The sequence below is a fragment of the Chitinophaga sp. 05T412 genome, from assembly GCF_056396465.1.
The window spans coordinates 358,463-374,521 of record NZ_JBFTLN010000004.1 but is presented as its reverse complement, the minus strand read 5'-3'; the positions used below and the strand labels follow the sequence as shown (position 1 = coordinate 374,521).

Below are 16,059 nucleotides of genomic sequence, written 5' to 3'. Positions count from 1 at the left end.
GGAACTACCACAAATGTTGAAATGATGAGTAAAAATGTTTTACCGGAAAGTTTAAAGCACAAAAATCATTACTTATTAAATAACAATATCCACCCAATCTTTTTAAAAAAAATAAATAACTGTTAAATTGACAATTATATATCTGACAAACATTAGCAATAGCAGTAATATTCAGTTCATTATGACCAAAATCAATATTTATCAGCATTTAATCGTTTGACATGCCATTATTGTACAAAAGACACTTAATTTTAAACGTATGCCACTTTACTTAATTTGGGTATTTTTACTACATGCACAACGATATTCCGGAATTACAAAAAAGGATATATGGTGGTGACACAGCAGCATTTAATGAATTATACAATTGCTTCTGCACGCCATTGCTACAGTTAGCCCTGGCCATTGTTCATAATAGGGAGATGGCGGAAGAAATAGTAGCAGATGTGTTTATTGCCGTATGGAAAAAGAAGGAAGCTCTATATCACGCCCATAACCTGAAATGGTATCTCTATGCGGCCACCCGCAACATTGCGCTTAACTACCTCCGCAAATATGCCCATAAAAAAACGCTGCAGCTGGATGAAGCATCTTTACTGGAATATGAAATAAACCCTGAAGTACAATTCATCAGCAATGAAATGATGCAGCATATTAATAAGGCGATCCATGAACTACCACCGCAGTGCCGCCTCATTTTTAAACTAGTGAAAGAAGATGGGCTCAAATACAGGGAAGTAGCCATGCTGTTGAATATCTCCATAAAAACTGTTGAAAATCAGGTAGGCATCGCCCTGAAAAAACTAACCAAAATGAAAGCCTTTCTTATTACGTCGTTACCCGGTCATCAATAATATTCTTAAAAAAAATTCCAATTCTCTTAGGGGTATTCTCTCCTTCGTGTTGTCTTATACCCCTGAAGCCTTTGTTTCACCATTTTCAAACATATTATGAGCAACGACCGTAAATGGATTTTATTTGGCAAACAGCTGAGTGGCGAAATCTCGTCCGCAGAGCTGCTTGAATTGGAAGCGCTCCTGAAGGACAATCCATCCGCCGCTGCCTCGCGGGACCTTGCTGCCACCATTTGGCAGACACCCATACAGGAAATAGCCATTGCTCAACACAGTAAAGAACGTATATGGGACACCGTGAAACCGCAACTCCATGAACATCGCTATCATTCACCATTGCGCAGACTGATCGCAGTAGCAGCCGCGGCAGCTGTATTGACGATCACCTGGATAGGATGGCAACAGATACACCCAAATGCTCCTGTATTGCAGCAATTCAGCGCTGCGCCCGGCGGGAAATCAAGGACCATGCTTCCGGATGGCTCCATAGTATGGCTTAATTCCAACACACAAATTCATTACGATGGAAACAATTTTGGTAAACAGTATCGTGAAATCACGCTCACCGGCGAAGCCTTTTTTGATATCGCAAAAAAAGAAGGCATTCCCTTTATTATTCACGCAGGAAAAATAAACATCCATGTACTCGGCACTGCTTTTAACGTGAAAGCCTACACGGGCGACAGTGCCGTATACACCACACTGGTACGTGGGAAAATTGCGGTATCGTTCCGGGGAGCAACTGTTGTGCTGCAACCGGAAGAAAAATTAACCATACCAGTAATCACCCAAACAGCCGTATTGCAACCCAAACACCTGGAAAAAGACAGCAGTGGCCAGCTCTCCGAAATATCCTGGTTAAATAATAAACTGGTATTTGACAATGAAACATTTGACGAGCTGGCCGTTAAAATGAGCCGGTGGTACGGTGTCACTTTTCATTTCGAATCGCCTAACCTGCGGCAACTGCGGTTTTCCGGCATCATAGATACAGAATCAATAGACGAAACGCTGAAAATGCTACAAATATCAAGGCCTTTTCATTTCCTGGTCAACGGGAAAGAAGTGCACATTAGTAACTGATACCGTATTCTTCATCTTCTAAAATAAATGCCATGACATAAAAAAACTACCACGCCATTTACTTTACCATTCGTTCACCCTCTTACATTCCATGTTATGAAAATAATGTTCGTACGGACTTTTAGTAAAAGTCTGCATAGCGGGCTGTCAGGTCTACTCATTCTAACTTTGTTGTTTACCGGCATCATCCCCGCCTATGCCACCGCCACCACTCAGGAAAAGATCAGCATCTCGCTGGAAAAAGTCAGCATTAAAACGGTGCTGAAAACCATTCAACAGAAAAGCCACTGCCGGCTTATTTACAACGATGACATCCTGCCGGAAAAACCACCGGTATCCATCCATGCCGACAATGCCACCGTAGAACAGGTGTTGGCGCAAACATTTACCGGTACCACCCTGCGTTACGCGTCAATGGAAAACAATGTTATTGTCATTGCCTCCGAACCAGTAAGCGCCGCCAGGATAAGCGGCACCGTAAAAAATGAGCGCGGGGAGCCACTCCTTGGTGTATCCGTGAAAATAAAAGGTACCAATATAGGTACGGTGACCAATGAAAAAGGTCATTTCGAACTCCAGGCCACCACGGGCGTTACACTGGTATTCACCTATGTAGGCTACGAACAAACGGAAACTGTGAGTACCGCTGAACCCCTCAATATCATCCTGAAAGAAAGTGCCAGCGGCCTGAATGAAGTGGTAGTAGTGGGTTACGGCACACAGAAGAAAACCTCTTCAACAGCCTCTGTAGCTGCGGTACAGGGAAAGGAACTGGCAAAATCACCCGTTACCAATATCTCCAACTCGCTGGCAGGAAATGTTTCCGGTATCAGTATGCGGCCTAATGGCGGACAACCGGGAAGAGATAATCCGGATATTCATATCAGAGGTATTGCTACTACCGGTAACAACTCACCACTTATTGTGGTAGACGGTATCATCCGCAATAATATCAACGAAATTTCGCCCAGCTCCATTGCCTCTGTTACTGTATTGAAAGATGCTGCCGCTGTGGCACCTTATGGACTTGGAGGCGCCAACGGAGTAATCCTCATCACCACTAAACGTGGACAAACAGGCATCCCTTCGCTTTCACTCAATGCCTATTACGGATGGCAAACCCCTACCTATTATCCTAAAATGCTGAATGCGCAAGACTACATGCGTCTGCGAAACGAAGCCTATATGAATGAAAATCCAGGTGGCACCCAACAGCCGTTCGCCGAAGATTTCATTAATAATTATGCGAGCCAGAACGCCAAAGATCCCGACAAGTACCCTATCAGCAATACGAAAGACCTGATGCGTATGCAGGCGCCCATGCAAAATTATAACCTGCAATTAAGTGGGGGCACTAAAGTAGTGCGATACTATGCCGGTCTGGGTTTCCTTAACCAGGATGGTATGTTTGCACCGGTGAATTACAAACGTTATGATTATAACGTTAATATGGAAGTAAGCGCCACTCCTTCCACTACCGTGTCGCTGTCGCTGATTGGCGCCATCGAAAACACCAACAGTGTAGATGCCGCCACCACGCCCGGACAGCTGTTCCGTAGCGCGTACAAACTGATCCCAACTACCAATCTCTATTATAGTAATGGTCTCTGGGGAGAGTTTGCAGGCAACTCACCGGTAGGAATTCTGAATGCGGGATACTCCCACCGCAATGCCACTTCCCTGCTCACCACACTTTCTGTGGAACAGCAACTCCCGTTCATTAAAGGACTTAGCATTAAAGGAACCTTCAGCTATGACCCCAATGACGCAATGGTGAAAGGATGGCATACTCCGTTTTACTTCTATTCTCAGAATACGGCCACTACCCCTTACACCTATACGAAACAGATATCCACCTCAGAAGGTAATGCAGCAGCATACACCTGGCTTAACCAGGAATATGCAAAAAACCAGTACTTTACCTACCAGGGATTCCTCAATTATCACAATACCTTTGGAAAACATGACATCACCGGCCTGCTGGTAGCGGAAGCCCGCAAGAATGATTCCACCGGCTTCTCCGCCCGGCGCAACAATTTTGCAGTCAACATCGATGAGCTGGGCATGGGTAGCTCCAATAAAAATGATTTTGACAACAACGGTTCTACCATTACCGGCAGTCAGCTTGGATTTGTATACCGCCTGGGCTACATCTATGATCATAAATATCTGCTGGAAGCAGCCGGTCGCTATGATGGCCACTACTACTTCGCTCCCGGCAAACGCTGGGGTTATTTTCCCGCCTTCTCTGCAGGATGGGTTATCTCCGAAGAAAACTTTATGGCAGATCATCTTTCCGTACTCAACTACCTTAAACTGCGGGGCTCCTGGGGAAAATCAGGTAACCTGGCAGGGTCGGCATTCCAGTACCTCAATGGCTATAATTTATATGGTAACGCCTATGCCTTTGGAAACGGCAACATGGTACAAGGCTCCAACATCACCCGGGAAGCCAATCCCAATATTACCTGGGAAATATCTACCAAAACAGACGTAGGACTGGACGCCTCCTTCTGGAAAGGTTTACTCACACTGGAAGTAGACTATTTTAACGAAAGAAGGACGGGCATGCTATTACCTCCCGCAGTGACGGTGCCAGTGGAATATGGGCTGGGACTTTCCGACGAAAACGAAGGCATCATGGTCAACCATGGTATTGAAGTGACGGCAGGTACCAACTATCGTTTTTCCAATGGCCTGCAACTAAATCTGACTGGTAACTTCAGCTATGCGAAGAACAAAATGGTGCAGATATTTGAAACCGCTGCTACCCGCGACAATCCTAATCGTAGCAGAACAGGCAGACCTTTCGGCACGCAATTCGGCTATCATACACTGGGCCTGTTTTCCCAGGCAGATGATAAAAATCATGATGGCATTATCAACAGCGATGATGGCTACAATGTTACCCAGTTTGGTGTACTTCATCCCGGGGATATCCGCTATGCAGACATCAGCGGCCCTGATGGAAAGCCGGATGGAAAAATTGACGCCTATGACGAAACAGTGATTGGCAACCCGGTTTATCCATTCATTACCTACGGCTTTACACCCAGCGCATCCTGGAAAGGATTTGACCTTAGCCTGTTCTTCCAGGGATCTGCATTGTCCGGCCTGAACATCCGTGGCTTTCAAACGGTACCCTTCAACAACAACAATAGTAATTCAGCGTATGAATACTATAACAACCACTGGACACCCAACACCCCTGATGCAAAATATCCCCGCGCGAACCAGTCGCCCTACGCCAACAACACCCAGGGTTCTGATTTCTGGATCATGAAAACAGGTTATCTGCGTCTAAAAACTGCCGTACTGGGATATACGCTTCCAGCAAGGATTTCCAAAGCGATGAAAATGCAACGACTCCGTTGTTATTTCTCCGGACAAAATCTACTCACGTTCAGCAAAATGAAATTCATGGACCCGGAAGTAGGCTACACCGATCTTGAAACAGCCTATCCTAACCAGAAGGTATTTGTGTTTGGATTAAATGTCACCTTTTAGATTCATCCTGTTAAACAAGCCATCATGAAACGATATATCATATTCGTGCCGGTTACGATACTGCTGCTTGGTATCCTGTCCTGCAAAAAAGAATTCCTGGAAAATACGAATAAGTCAAAACTTACAGACGCCCTACAATGGAGCACAGAAGGGAACGCCGACCTTTTCCTCAATGATATCTACAGCGCATTACCCAACTACTGGAATCAGCCGGAAAACCTGGATAACTTCACTGACGACAACGATGCCGGCTTCTACTATACTTCCTATAACTGGAAACAAGGCATTGTGGTGGCTTCTTCCAACGATTATACTATATGGGGAGGCATTACCGGTTCCGGAGATCTCACCAACTGGACAGCTACCTTCACCAACATCCGCAAATGCAATACCTTCATTACAGAGGTGCGTAAAAATGCCGCCAACTTCTCACCGGAATGGTTGAACAAACGGCTGGATGAAGCCCGGTTCATCCGCGCCTTCTTTTACAGTGAGCTATGGATGCACATCGGCGGGCTTCCAATTATTACCACTCCTGCTGACCGGCATACGATGGACAGCGCCACCGTATATGCACCCAGAAGCACCTTTGCGGCAACCGTTGATTTTATCACCACACAACTGGACTCTATTGTTAAAGGCAACTACCTGTCACCTAAATACGGCAAGGGCGACGCAAACGCCGGCCGGGCTACACTCGGCGCTGCACTGGCCTTAAAAGGATGGGTGGAATTATATGCCGCCAGTCCTGCGTTCAATGATGCACAACCCGCCGCAGGCAATGATCCCAATAAAGTGGCCGGTTACAATAACTACGACGCCCAACGCTGGGTAAAAGCCGCCACTACCTTCAAACAGTTCATTGACCTTTATGGCAACGGCAAAACATATGACCTGTTTCCTGACCCATCCGCCATCTGGTACGAAGGAAATAAATATAATGCAGAAGTGGTATGGGACCGCCAGGTAGTTGCCAACATCATGGGATCTTCTTTTGAACAATATGGCGGCCCTGTGTGGATCAACGGCGTGTACTATACCTGGGGGAACTACTGCCCCACACAGGAACTGGTAGACCAGTTTTACATGGCCAATGGAAAACCCATCACGGACCCCGCTTCAGGCTATGATCCGCAGCATCCCTATGTAGGCCGCGAGAAACGCTTCTACGACTGGATCGTATACGACGGCGCACCTTATAAAATGGACTGGATGGATAAAGGCGACACGATATATACCCGCATCGACAAAGTACATCCCTCCAAAAATCAGATTGATTTTGGAACAGATGACGTAAGTAATACCGCCTACTATTTTAAAAAGCGGCTCAACCCACTGGTACGCCCCGGTGGCGGCGCGGTGAGTGGCGCCAACTTTATTTATTACCGCTATGCAGAAGTATTGCTGGGATACGCAGAAGCGCAAAACGAAGCCGTAGGCCCCGATGCTACTGTATACAATGCCATCAATCAAATCCGCAAAAGAGCCAACCTTCCCAATCTTGCACCGGGACTATCCCAGGCGGAAATGCGCGCCGCCATCTACCAGGAAAGAAGAGTGGAACTCTGCTTTGAAAACAAACGTTTCTATGATATTATCCGTTGGAAAACCGCGAATACGGTAATGAATGTAGATAAACATGCCATGAAGATTTCGAATACCGTACCTGATAACAATTCAGGCGTGTGGAAATACGAAATTGTACCGCTGAACCACCCACATGTGTTCACCCGGAAAATGTACCTGAATCCGGTACCACAGGACGCGATAGACCGGAATCCGAAGATTGTACAGAATCCCGGATATTGATGGAAGCAATCTATTTCAACAAGTTGCAGGAATATCCTGCAACTTGTTTTGCTGCTTAATCCGCTGCGCAAAATGAGCAGGGGCTTACTTCTTACAGCTTTGGCGCTTACTTCAATGTGCAGGTTAACGTACCATAGCCCAGCTGATCGTAGCCACCACTATTGGGCCCGTAATTTCCTCCCCCACCCTCGGGGCGTACTTTCTGAGCAAACCTGGCACAATTTGGAGCTGGCAATCCTTTACGGTTGACATAATGGTTATACACCAGTTCCCAAACGGGGCGTATATTTCCCCGGCTACCACTGCTGATAACATTTTGTACCACGCCCACACAATTGGCATAAGGCTTAAAGGAAACTGAATCGCCAAGATTATACGCGGCTACGTACTCTGCTCCTTTTAAAAACCGGTTATTATCATAACCATATATGTCATCACCCTGATTCCAGGCCATTTCACAAAATGTACCCATCAGGCCAATACCCAGTACGGTGTGTCCCTGGTCACGCCCACTTTCCTGCCATTGCCCCAGACCATCCGGATGAATAAAATAAACAGCATTGGTGATAGCGCCATTTCCGGCTCCATATTTAAAATAATGGATCGCTTCATTATAAATGTCGCGGTCATCACAAAGTACGCCGGTAGCCAGAATGGAGTTCATCACGCACAAGTCCCAGTTGGCGTAAAAGTGGCTCATACATTTTTCCTTTCTTGTCAGGAAAGCGTGATTCATGGGATAAAAGACCTGCAACATCATTTTCTGGAATCTGGAGAAATCCGCGGGCGCCCAACCTTTGTAAGTTCTCATTATTTCTGCGGCATTGGCGAACTGGTATCCATATAATCCTGCTGCCAGGTTCGCGTCGTTGTTACCGCCGATGCGTTTTAGTCTGGCGGACCATGCGTTCATGATTTGTATCGACTTGTCGGCATATTGTTTATCGCCCGAGATCTTCCATCTCAATGCGGTAGCATAAGCCGCCGCAACATCATTATACAGCTGGCCATAGTTTTCATGATGAATGCCATCGCTGCCGCGATAAATGGTATCTGCCGGGTTGGGCTGCCAGCTAAGCGCGCTGTGCGAATTGTTAATTAACTGGTTCCAGCCAGATAGCCAGGGCTCCGCATGTGCTTCCACTTTGCTTTTCATCCGGTCGAAATCAGATTGTTGATGCAGTAATCCGGGATGCACAAAAACAGTGTCATGATTGTTGAGTGCTAATTTCTCCCTGGCATCAGCCAGTTCTTTTTTACAGGATGTTACCGCGAAAAATAACAGTATTCCTCCAATGGTACTTAAATTCATTAATCTCACCCGTTTCTCAATTAAATAAATGTTAAAATGACAATCATAAATATATACGGAAAACTATAAACGCAGGTTGCCTGAAAATATTTTTGTGAGATGAATACATAACACTAACATCACAAAGCGCTCTCCTTCTCCATACCTGATGGTGTGCAAAGGAGAAATAACCATCTGGGTGTATCTGGCCGACGGATCAGCCAGATACACCCTTAAATTGGTAGTGCTACCGTGCTTGTATACTTACTGCATTTTCTGATAAACCGGGTGAAGCTACCTTCAGCTGAATATCGCCGGCTTTTTGCCTACTTCTGATAACCACTAACGCACGTCCATGCCATACCTTACGTGTATCGCCCACATAGAGGTCTGTATCCTTAATATCCGCATTATCTATTCCCGCGATAACCCCAGGTCCCTCAATGCTGAAATGCAGGCGGTTTACCGCGTTGGGCTGAAATACGCCATCTGCATCTGTTATCTCCACGGTAATGTAAGTCAGGTCTTGCCCATTTGCCGATATTGCTTTGCGATCAGCGGTCAACTTTATTTTTGCCGCAACACCAGCGGTTTGCAGCCATTTGGACTCCACTTCTTTATCATCTTCTACTCCTACCGCTTTCAGTATCCCATGCGTGTAAGGAACTGTAAATGTTGCTTTAAACTGTTGTTCACGGGCAGTCGCTTTCTCGCCTATAAGTTTGTTATTGAGGTAAAGCCGTACCCTGGGATATTTTGAATAAACTTCCACCTGAACATCTTTCCCTTCAAACCCAGGCCATGTCCAGCTTTCCCAGGTAGGCCATACCGACCACCACGTTTCTTTGATTTCCATGGGGGCAGGCGCCGGTTCCCGAACGGCCAGGTAGAGTTGCGCTCCTTTATTATACAGCATACTCCTGTAATGAGAAATAGGTTTTCTCCATCCAAGCAGGTCTATATCACCACAATAAGCCGCATGCCAGGGGAAAAGATCATGTTCCCAGTGCTCCCCTGGTACCTCTCCTGAATAATACCATCGACCAATTCCCGATTCTCCCAGATAATCCATTGCTGTCCACACGAAGTCTCCCAACACATAATTGTTGTCGTGTACCAGTTCCCAATTTTTAAATGCATCCCGCGGATAAGATTCTGTTTGAACAATTATTCGCGACGGCACTCTCTGATGATCAGCAGGCGCATTATATAAATGATAATTATAACCCGCTACGTCATGTACAGCCATCAGCGAATCAAATATCTCCCATCCGTTGTTCTTCTCCACAACAGCAGAGGTAACAGGACGGGAAACATCTATCTTCCGGATATCCTCTACCAGCATTTTGGCAGTTTTCACGGCTTCCGGATCGCCCCTCTCCGGTATCTCGTTTCCAATACTCCACATAATAATAGAAGGGTGATTTAAGTCGCGCTTCACCAGTGCTTCCAAATCACGGCTCCACCACTGATCAAAATACCGGGCATAATCATTTTTATTCTTGCCTATTTTCCAGCAGTCGAAAGCCTCATCCATCACCAACAGGCCTAATTCATCACAGGCTTTTAAGAACGCTTCAGAAGGCGGATTATGGGAAGTTCTTACAGCGTTAAAACCAGCCGCCTTCAACAGTTCCACCTTACGCTCCTCCGCGCGGTCAAAAGCAGCGGCTCCCAGGCAACCGTTATCATGATGTACACACCCACCGTTTATTTTTATTGTTTTTCCGTTGAGCTGAAAACCGTTTTCAGGCGTGAATTTTATGGATCGGATACCAAAAGCAGACTGAGTATCATCCACTACTTTTTTATCTTTCGAAATCTGTATTTGTGCCTGGTATAAATTGGGGGTTTCCGGCGACCAAAGCAAAGGATTGGATACCGTTATAACACGGACAATCTCCTTTTCGCTATTCGCTGGCAGCGATACTTGCATCTGATCATTACCCACATTTTTAGCATTTTTATTCAGAAGAGATGTCTTCAGGGTAATGCTTTGGCTAATGGCGGTTTCATTTTTTATCAGCGTTTTTATCTGAACGGTAGCCTTTTGAGCAGAAACGCCAGTAGTTGAAATAGCCACACCCCATTGTGCTACATGTATGGGATCAGTCGTCAACATCCAAACGTGTCGATAAATCCCTGATCCACTGTACCAACGGGTATTTATTTGCTGTGCATTATCTACCCTTACTGAAATAACATTTTCTCCACCATATTCCAGGTAAGGCGACAAATCATAACTAAACGAAGAATAACCGTATGGACGGATACCAAGCGATTTTCCATTAATAAAAACTTCGGCATTCATATAAACACCTTCGAAATAAATCGACAACTGCCTGCCTTTCCATTCGCCCGGAACGGAGAAGGTTTTTCGATACCATCCAATGCCTGTAGGGAAATATCCACCAGGACCACCTGTAGGATTTTTAGGGGTTATTGCACCTTCAATACTCCAGTCGTGCGGCAAATCCAGGTTTCGCCAGTCCATATCGTTGAAGGATGTTGCTTTGGCATCAGGCATGTCGCCTAAAAAAAACTTCCAGCCGTCATCAAATAATTGTTTCCTTTCAATACCGCTGCGAGTGTCATTTTTTGTTAACGGCATGCCGGCGTTCTTCTGCAGAAATGTTTCCGGCATAACAGTCCGGGCATAACATGAGGACTGATAAATAAATGCTACCGTCAATGTCACTACTACCCTTGCTATCTTTTTCATAAAATAAAATGCTTATAAATTTTTATCTTCCAAAAAATCTCCGGTTCATTACCTGGTGATCACATCCACTTCTGCATATCCTGCATCATGATGGCCGTTTAGCTCACTCAGGGCGCGAAGCTTCACATAGCGTGCTTTTACCGGCGTAAAGCTTTTCGTTTGCCATACCGGATTGTTTCTGATATTTTGAAATTCTCCTTCATCTGCCAGTTTCCATTCTGTATTATCCGCTGAAATGAAAAACTGGTATTTAGCCACTGTACCACTGGTACTGCCCTGATCCGGCAGATATTTGAAACCACAGAGCTGGTGCACACTTCCCAGATCGATTAGCAGATCAACAGGCATTTTCTGACCTTTGCCCTGATGCCATGTGGTAGATGGATTCCCATCGAGGATCAGGTAAGCTTTTTCATCGTTTAGCCCCATGATTTTCCAGTCTTTCCGGGAAATATCAAACTTCTCCCGGCACACAGGACTACTTTTTCCCGTAGCTGATTCGAAGGCAATAGCAGCTATCTCCAGCTTCCCTGTTGACGGAATGGGTCCGGTGTATTTCTTTGATTTGGAAGTAGGTTGCCCACCGTCCTGTGTGTAGTAAATAACCGACTCCGCATCTGCCGGAGTGATTGTTATTTCACCCGACTGATTTCTGGTAATAACAGGAGTGGCAAGCATTTGCGGAGCATTATAAATACCGATATCAGCAATTACAGGGCAGCTTTTCGAGTCGGTGATAGTAAAGCGTACCTGCGTTGCCTTTATAGCCGGGAAGCGCAGTATTCGCTTATAACCGATTGTTGTTGCTTTTGCCACCTGTTTCCAGGTTCCATCCACCAGGGCCTCCACAGTGAAGGCTTTCACGCGTTGTCCTAACCGGATATATTCCTGCACCAGGAAACGATTGAAGGTGGTGGGCTTACCAAGATCTATCGTCAGCGACGCGGTAGTTACATCGTCATCAGTAGCCCAGTAGGTACTACTACTATTGTCAACAGCCATCCCGGCTCCAAATGCGCTGGCATTTCCGCGAACATTGGAAGCTGCTGCCTTCCTGTTGGCAGCTAGATTTACGGAAAAAGCTTCTTTTACAGCCCTGGCAAGTCCAAGTGCGGCCGTTTCATCATTTGGATGAATCAACCCATTAGGCATGATTGGGAAATTAAGTAGTAATGTACCATTACGTCCTTCGGAATTATAATAGGTGTCCATTAATTGTGGAACTGTTTTTACCTGGCTATCTTCATGTGGATGATAGAACCATTCTGGCCGGATAGACGTATTAACTTCTGCCGGCACCCAGGAGTCGCCGTTTTCAAGGCCATGATGCAACATATTCCATTCTACCTCACCTTTGGCATTTAGCAAACTCCAGTTTGTTTCCCCCACTACTCCCCCTTCGGTACCTACCCAGCGCAGATCTGCCCTATCGCCACCATCATTCCATATTACGCAGTCAGGCTGAAGTTTGCGGATCAGCTGATACGTATTCTGCCAGTCGTAGTAGGTGGTGCGGTCAATGGTACGTGTTTCATTAGCCCCACCATAATAGCCTGAACCGCCATTGGCACCATCAAACCACACTTCGAAAATCGGCCCATAGTTAGTGAGGAGTTCCGTCAGCTGATTTCTGAAATAAGTGATATATTCCGGCTTTCCATAATCCGGACTGTTTCTATCCCAGGGCGATAAATAGATGCCCAGCTTTAAGCCGTATTCCTTACAGGCATCGGCCAATTCACGCACTACATCTCCGTGGCCATTTTTCCAGGGCGCATTTTTTACGGAGTATTCCGTGTATTTAGAAGGCCAGAGGCAAAAACCACAGTGATGCTTTACGGTAAGTATAATACCTTTCATACCTGCTTCTTTGCATATACGGGCCCATTGACGGCAATCCAGCTTCGACGGATTAAATAGTCCGATATCTTCATTGCCAAATCCCCACGACTGGTCTGTATAGGTATTTAGGGAAAAATGGACAAAAGCATAATACTTCATCTCCTGCCATCTCATTTGATTTTCCGTTGGCACCGGTCCGAAAGGTTCCGGTGCCTTTACCTGGGCATAGTTAATACTGGTTGCACACAGGAAAAAAGTAATTCCACACAGTAAATGTCTCATCCTACTAATGGTCATAGTGTTAATATTATTGGGATCTAAGATGACAAGGTATCTGCGACCATTGTTTGCCGCATCAGGGTAACCCTTCCCATGGTCCATTGCTGGTTATAACTGCTGCTTTCTGCCCATTGAGCTATATCATTACAGCTTGATGATATTTAAAAAGAAAACATCGTTTTCACGGATCTCCAGCTCTTTTGTAAAAGGAACACCGGCTTTTACAGTCACCATTTCCCGGGCTATGGGCGAACCATCATTTTGCTTCTTTATTTGTTCAACTTCCTGTCTGGTCAGTTGTGCCGGCTTGCCTACCGATAAATAGGTGGAATAGGCATCATTGCTATGGTAGCCTACTTTATATACATCCAGTGCGTAGTTACCTTCAGGTACGTTTGCTATATTGACCTTTAATTTCCCTTTCGATTTGGCAGGAAGATCACGGATATAATATTGCTGGTTGTGTACAGAGTCGCCCGGATGTGTATTTGTAAAATCCCAGGCGAGGATACCGATATTTCCTGTTGAATCCTTGCATACCCAGGAAGTAGCATCCCTGTTTACCAATTCAATATTTCCCAGCCTGTTTAAAAACTGATAAGCGTAGAATACGGGTTTGTTGATACCCTGTGTATTCAGCATTCCAAAGCCTCCGTGAAATGGTGTAAAACGGGGACCGGGCTCTTCGAAAATATCGGTAAATACCCAGTATGACATAGAGTTGGCAGCATTGCCTACCTGTTTTAGTTTTTGCAACACAAATGCGGCTTCGTGGTAACTATCGTGAATAGGATCTGCCGGCGTATAAGAGGCGCTCCATTCTGTGTAATGAAGTTCCAGATGAGGCATCTTTGAAGTGGCAATTTCCTTACGCGATTCGAGCACATCACCGCTGATACTCATGGGATTTTTATCGAGCACCGTACCAGAGCGGCCAAACTCATCCAGATAGCCCTGCTTAACACCATAGGCATGTGTACTTATAAAGTCTATTGGTACCTGATGCTTATCGCAATAGGCTATCATTTCAGGCTCCCAGGCAGCGCCGGCGGTTCCCGGCCCCCCTACGCGATAAGCGGCATTTATACTTTTGATCGCCTTCGCACTATAAGTATATAATTTGAAATAATCTTGCTGCGTACCTGCCCAAAAACCATCCAGGTTAGGTTCGTTCCACACTTCGAAATACCAGGTTTTTACTTCTTCAGCACCATACCGCTCTGTAAAATGCCGGGTGAGATCCTTCACCAATGCCGCCCATTTTCCATAATCTTTAGGAGGCGTCACATTACCACGCCACCAGAAAATGGTTTTAGCACCACTGGCCAATGCGGATGGCATGAAACCAAGTTCAACAAAGGGTTTCATGCCAATACTTTGTAAAAAGTCAAACAACACATCGATGTACATATAGTTGTACACCGGATTTCCTTTACTATCTTCTGTATATACCGCCATATCATCTGTTAAAAGACCATGCATACGGATATATCTGAATCCACATTCTTTTCTTACATATACCAGCTGCCGTTGCCAATCTGCCCTAAGTCCTTCATTGGCACGGCCGGCGCCCACACACTCATTAAACATAGTGTTGAGCTTGCCGGCTGCTTTATTAAAGTCGATATTGATTACGCGTTCGGGCGCAACGGCTTTCTTCTCATTTATCCTTTGTGCCACCAATGTTTTTGCAACGGCAAAAACACGAGCATCAAAAGAATGATATTCTTTTTCATCTGCTGATATATTTACCTTTCTTACTACTGCTTAAAAATTTTCCGGGAAAACAAGTACAGATTGCGATCCCACTCGTTGTTGTCATGCCCGTTTGTATCTACATTCCAGATGTGGGGCACACTTATTTCATTAAGATATAAATGTGCCTTTTCACTAATTCCGAAAAGACCATCTTTAGTCCCGCATCCTATCCATAGCAATTTCATTTTGTCCCGGGCAGCCTGAACATCCGGAATGAATTTGACGTCGGAATACATACCACCAAACTTATTCGTATTAGGCGCCGAGGAAAATCCACCGACGTAGGCGAACGTCTCCAGGTGATGTAACCCTATATTCAACGATTGTCCTCCGCCCATTGACAAACCCGCTATCGCACGATGTTCATTGTCGTTAATCGTGGAATAATGTGCATCGATGTAAGGAATAATATCTTTCAATAAATCCTCTTCAAATGGTTTCCGGTAGCCTTCAAAACCATCTGCTCTGCCGGAACGACTGGCGGTTGCCGTATCTGTTACCGTCAGTTTAGCATCACCGTTGGGGAACACTATTATGATGGGCTGCATCTTACCCGCTGCTATCAGGTTATCTGCAATATTGTCTGCCTGGCACCATTCCGTCCATTGGCGATAGTCTGCTCCTAAACCATGTATCAGATACAACACCGGATATTTCTTGTCAGCGGAATATCCCGGAGGCGTATATACGTTCATTTCCCGCTGCTTTCCCAGCGTTTTTGAGTCGTACCGGACAGCTGTTAATTTGCCGTGAGCTATCTTATTATCCTGTGCATTGTACCCAACTGGCGGGTCGGGAAATGTGGGAATGGTATCTGTTACATTATTTGTTTGTGCCAGGGAGATATGGCTGGCTACGATAAATACTATCGAAATAAATAAATACCTGTTATTCATTTTACTTTTTTTAAGCGT

General features: G+C 45.4%; 9 protein-coding genes. 4 read left to right on the top strand and 5 right to left on the bottom strand.

What is annotated here, in order from left to right; all coding sequences use genetic code 11:
• Positions 1-293 precede the first annotated feature (293 nt).
• The 4 genes from AC1DFM_RS11940 (at position 294) to AC1DFM_RS11925 (ending at position 7,253) form a co-directional block, all read left to right on the top strand.
• A complete protein-coding gene (locus AC1DFM_RS11940) occupies positions 294-854 on the top strand; it encodes an RNA polymerase sigma-70 factor (RefSeq protein WP_477076957.1) in 561 nt (186 codons plus the stop codon).
• 96 nt (positions 855-950) lie between these two features.
• On the top strand, positions 951-1,937 hold the full coding sequence (locus tag AC1DFM_RS11935) for a FecR family protein (RefSeq protein ID WP_477076956.1): 987 nt from the start codon (positions 951-953) through the stop codon (positions 1,935-1,937).
• A gap of 96 nt (positions 1,938-2,033) precedes the next feature.
• Positions 2,034-5,444: a TonB-dependent receptor gene (locus tag AC1DFM_RS11930; protein ID WP_477076955.1), complete on the top strand. Its 3,411-nt coding sequence runs from the start codon at positions 2,034-2,036 to the stop codon at positions 5,442-5,444.
• Between the two features lie 24 nt (positions 5,445-5,468).
• The gene (locus AC1DFM_RS11925) at positions 5,469-7,253 is read left to right on the top strand and encodes a RagB/SusD family nutrient uptake outer membrane protein (protein ID WP_477076954.1); all 1,785 of its coding nucleotides are present in this window, start codon (positions 5,469-5,471) and stop codon (positions 7,251-7,253) included.
• A gap of 106 nt (positions 7,254-7,359) precedes the next feature.
• Here AC1DFM_RS11925 and AC1DFM_RS11920 read toward each other — a convergent pair whose 3' ends face one another.
• The 5 genes from AC1DFM_RS11920 to AC1DFM_RS11900 all read right to left on the bottom strand — a co-directional run bounded on the left by AC1DFM_RS11920 (position 7,360) and on the right by AC1DFM_RS11900 (position 16,041).
• Entirely contained in the window at positions 7,360-8,565 is a 1,206-nt protein-coding gene (locus tag AC1DFM_RS11920) for an alginate lyase family protein (RefSeq protein ID WP_477076953.1), read from the bottom strand.
• A 226-nt stretch (positions 8,566-8,791) separates the two neighbouring features.
• Positions 8,792-11,266 carry a glycoside hydrolase family 2 TIM barrel-domain containing protein gene (locus AC1DFM_RS11915; RefSeq protein WP_477076952.1) on the bottom strand — a complete coding sequence of 825 codons (2,475 nt, stop codon included), beginning with the start codon at positions 11,264-11,266 and terminating at the stop codon, positions 8,792-8,794.
• A gap of 48 nt (positions 11,267-11,314) precedes the next feature.
• Positions 11,315-13,405, bottom strand: a complete 2,091-nt coding sequence (locus AC1DFM_RS11910) for a discoidin domain-containing protein (protein ID WP_477076951.1) — start codon at positions 13,403-13,405, stop codon at positions 11,315-11,317.
• A 126-nt stretch (positions 13,406-13,531) separates the two neighbouring features.
• Entirely contained in the window at positions 13,532-15,067 is a 1,536-nt protein-coding gene (locus AC1DFM_RS11905) for a GH39 family glycosyl hydrolase (RefSeq protein ID WP_477076950.1), read from the bottom strand.
• 80 nt (positions 15,068-15,147) lie between these two features.
• Positions 15,148-16,041, bottom strand: coding sequence for an alpha/beta hydrolase (locus AC1DFM_RS11900; protein WP_477076949.1), 894 nt, complete (start codon positions 16,039-16,041; stop codon positions 15,148-15,150).
• Positions 16,042-16,059: the final 18 nt, after the last annotated feature.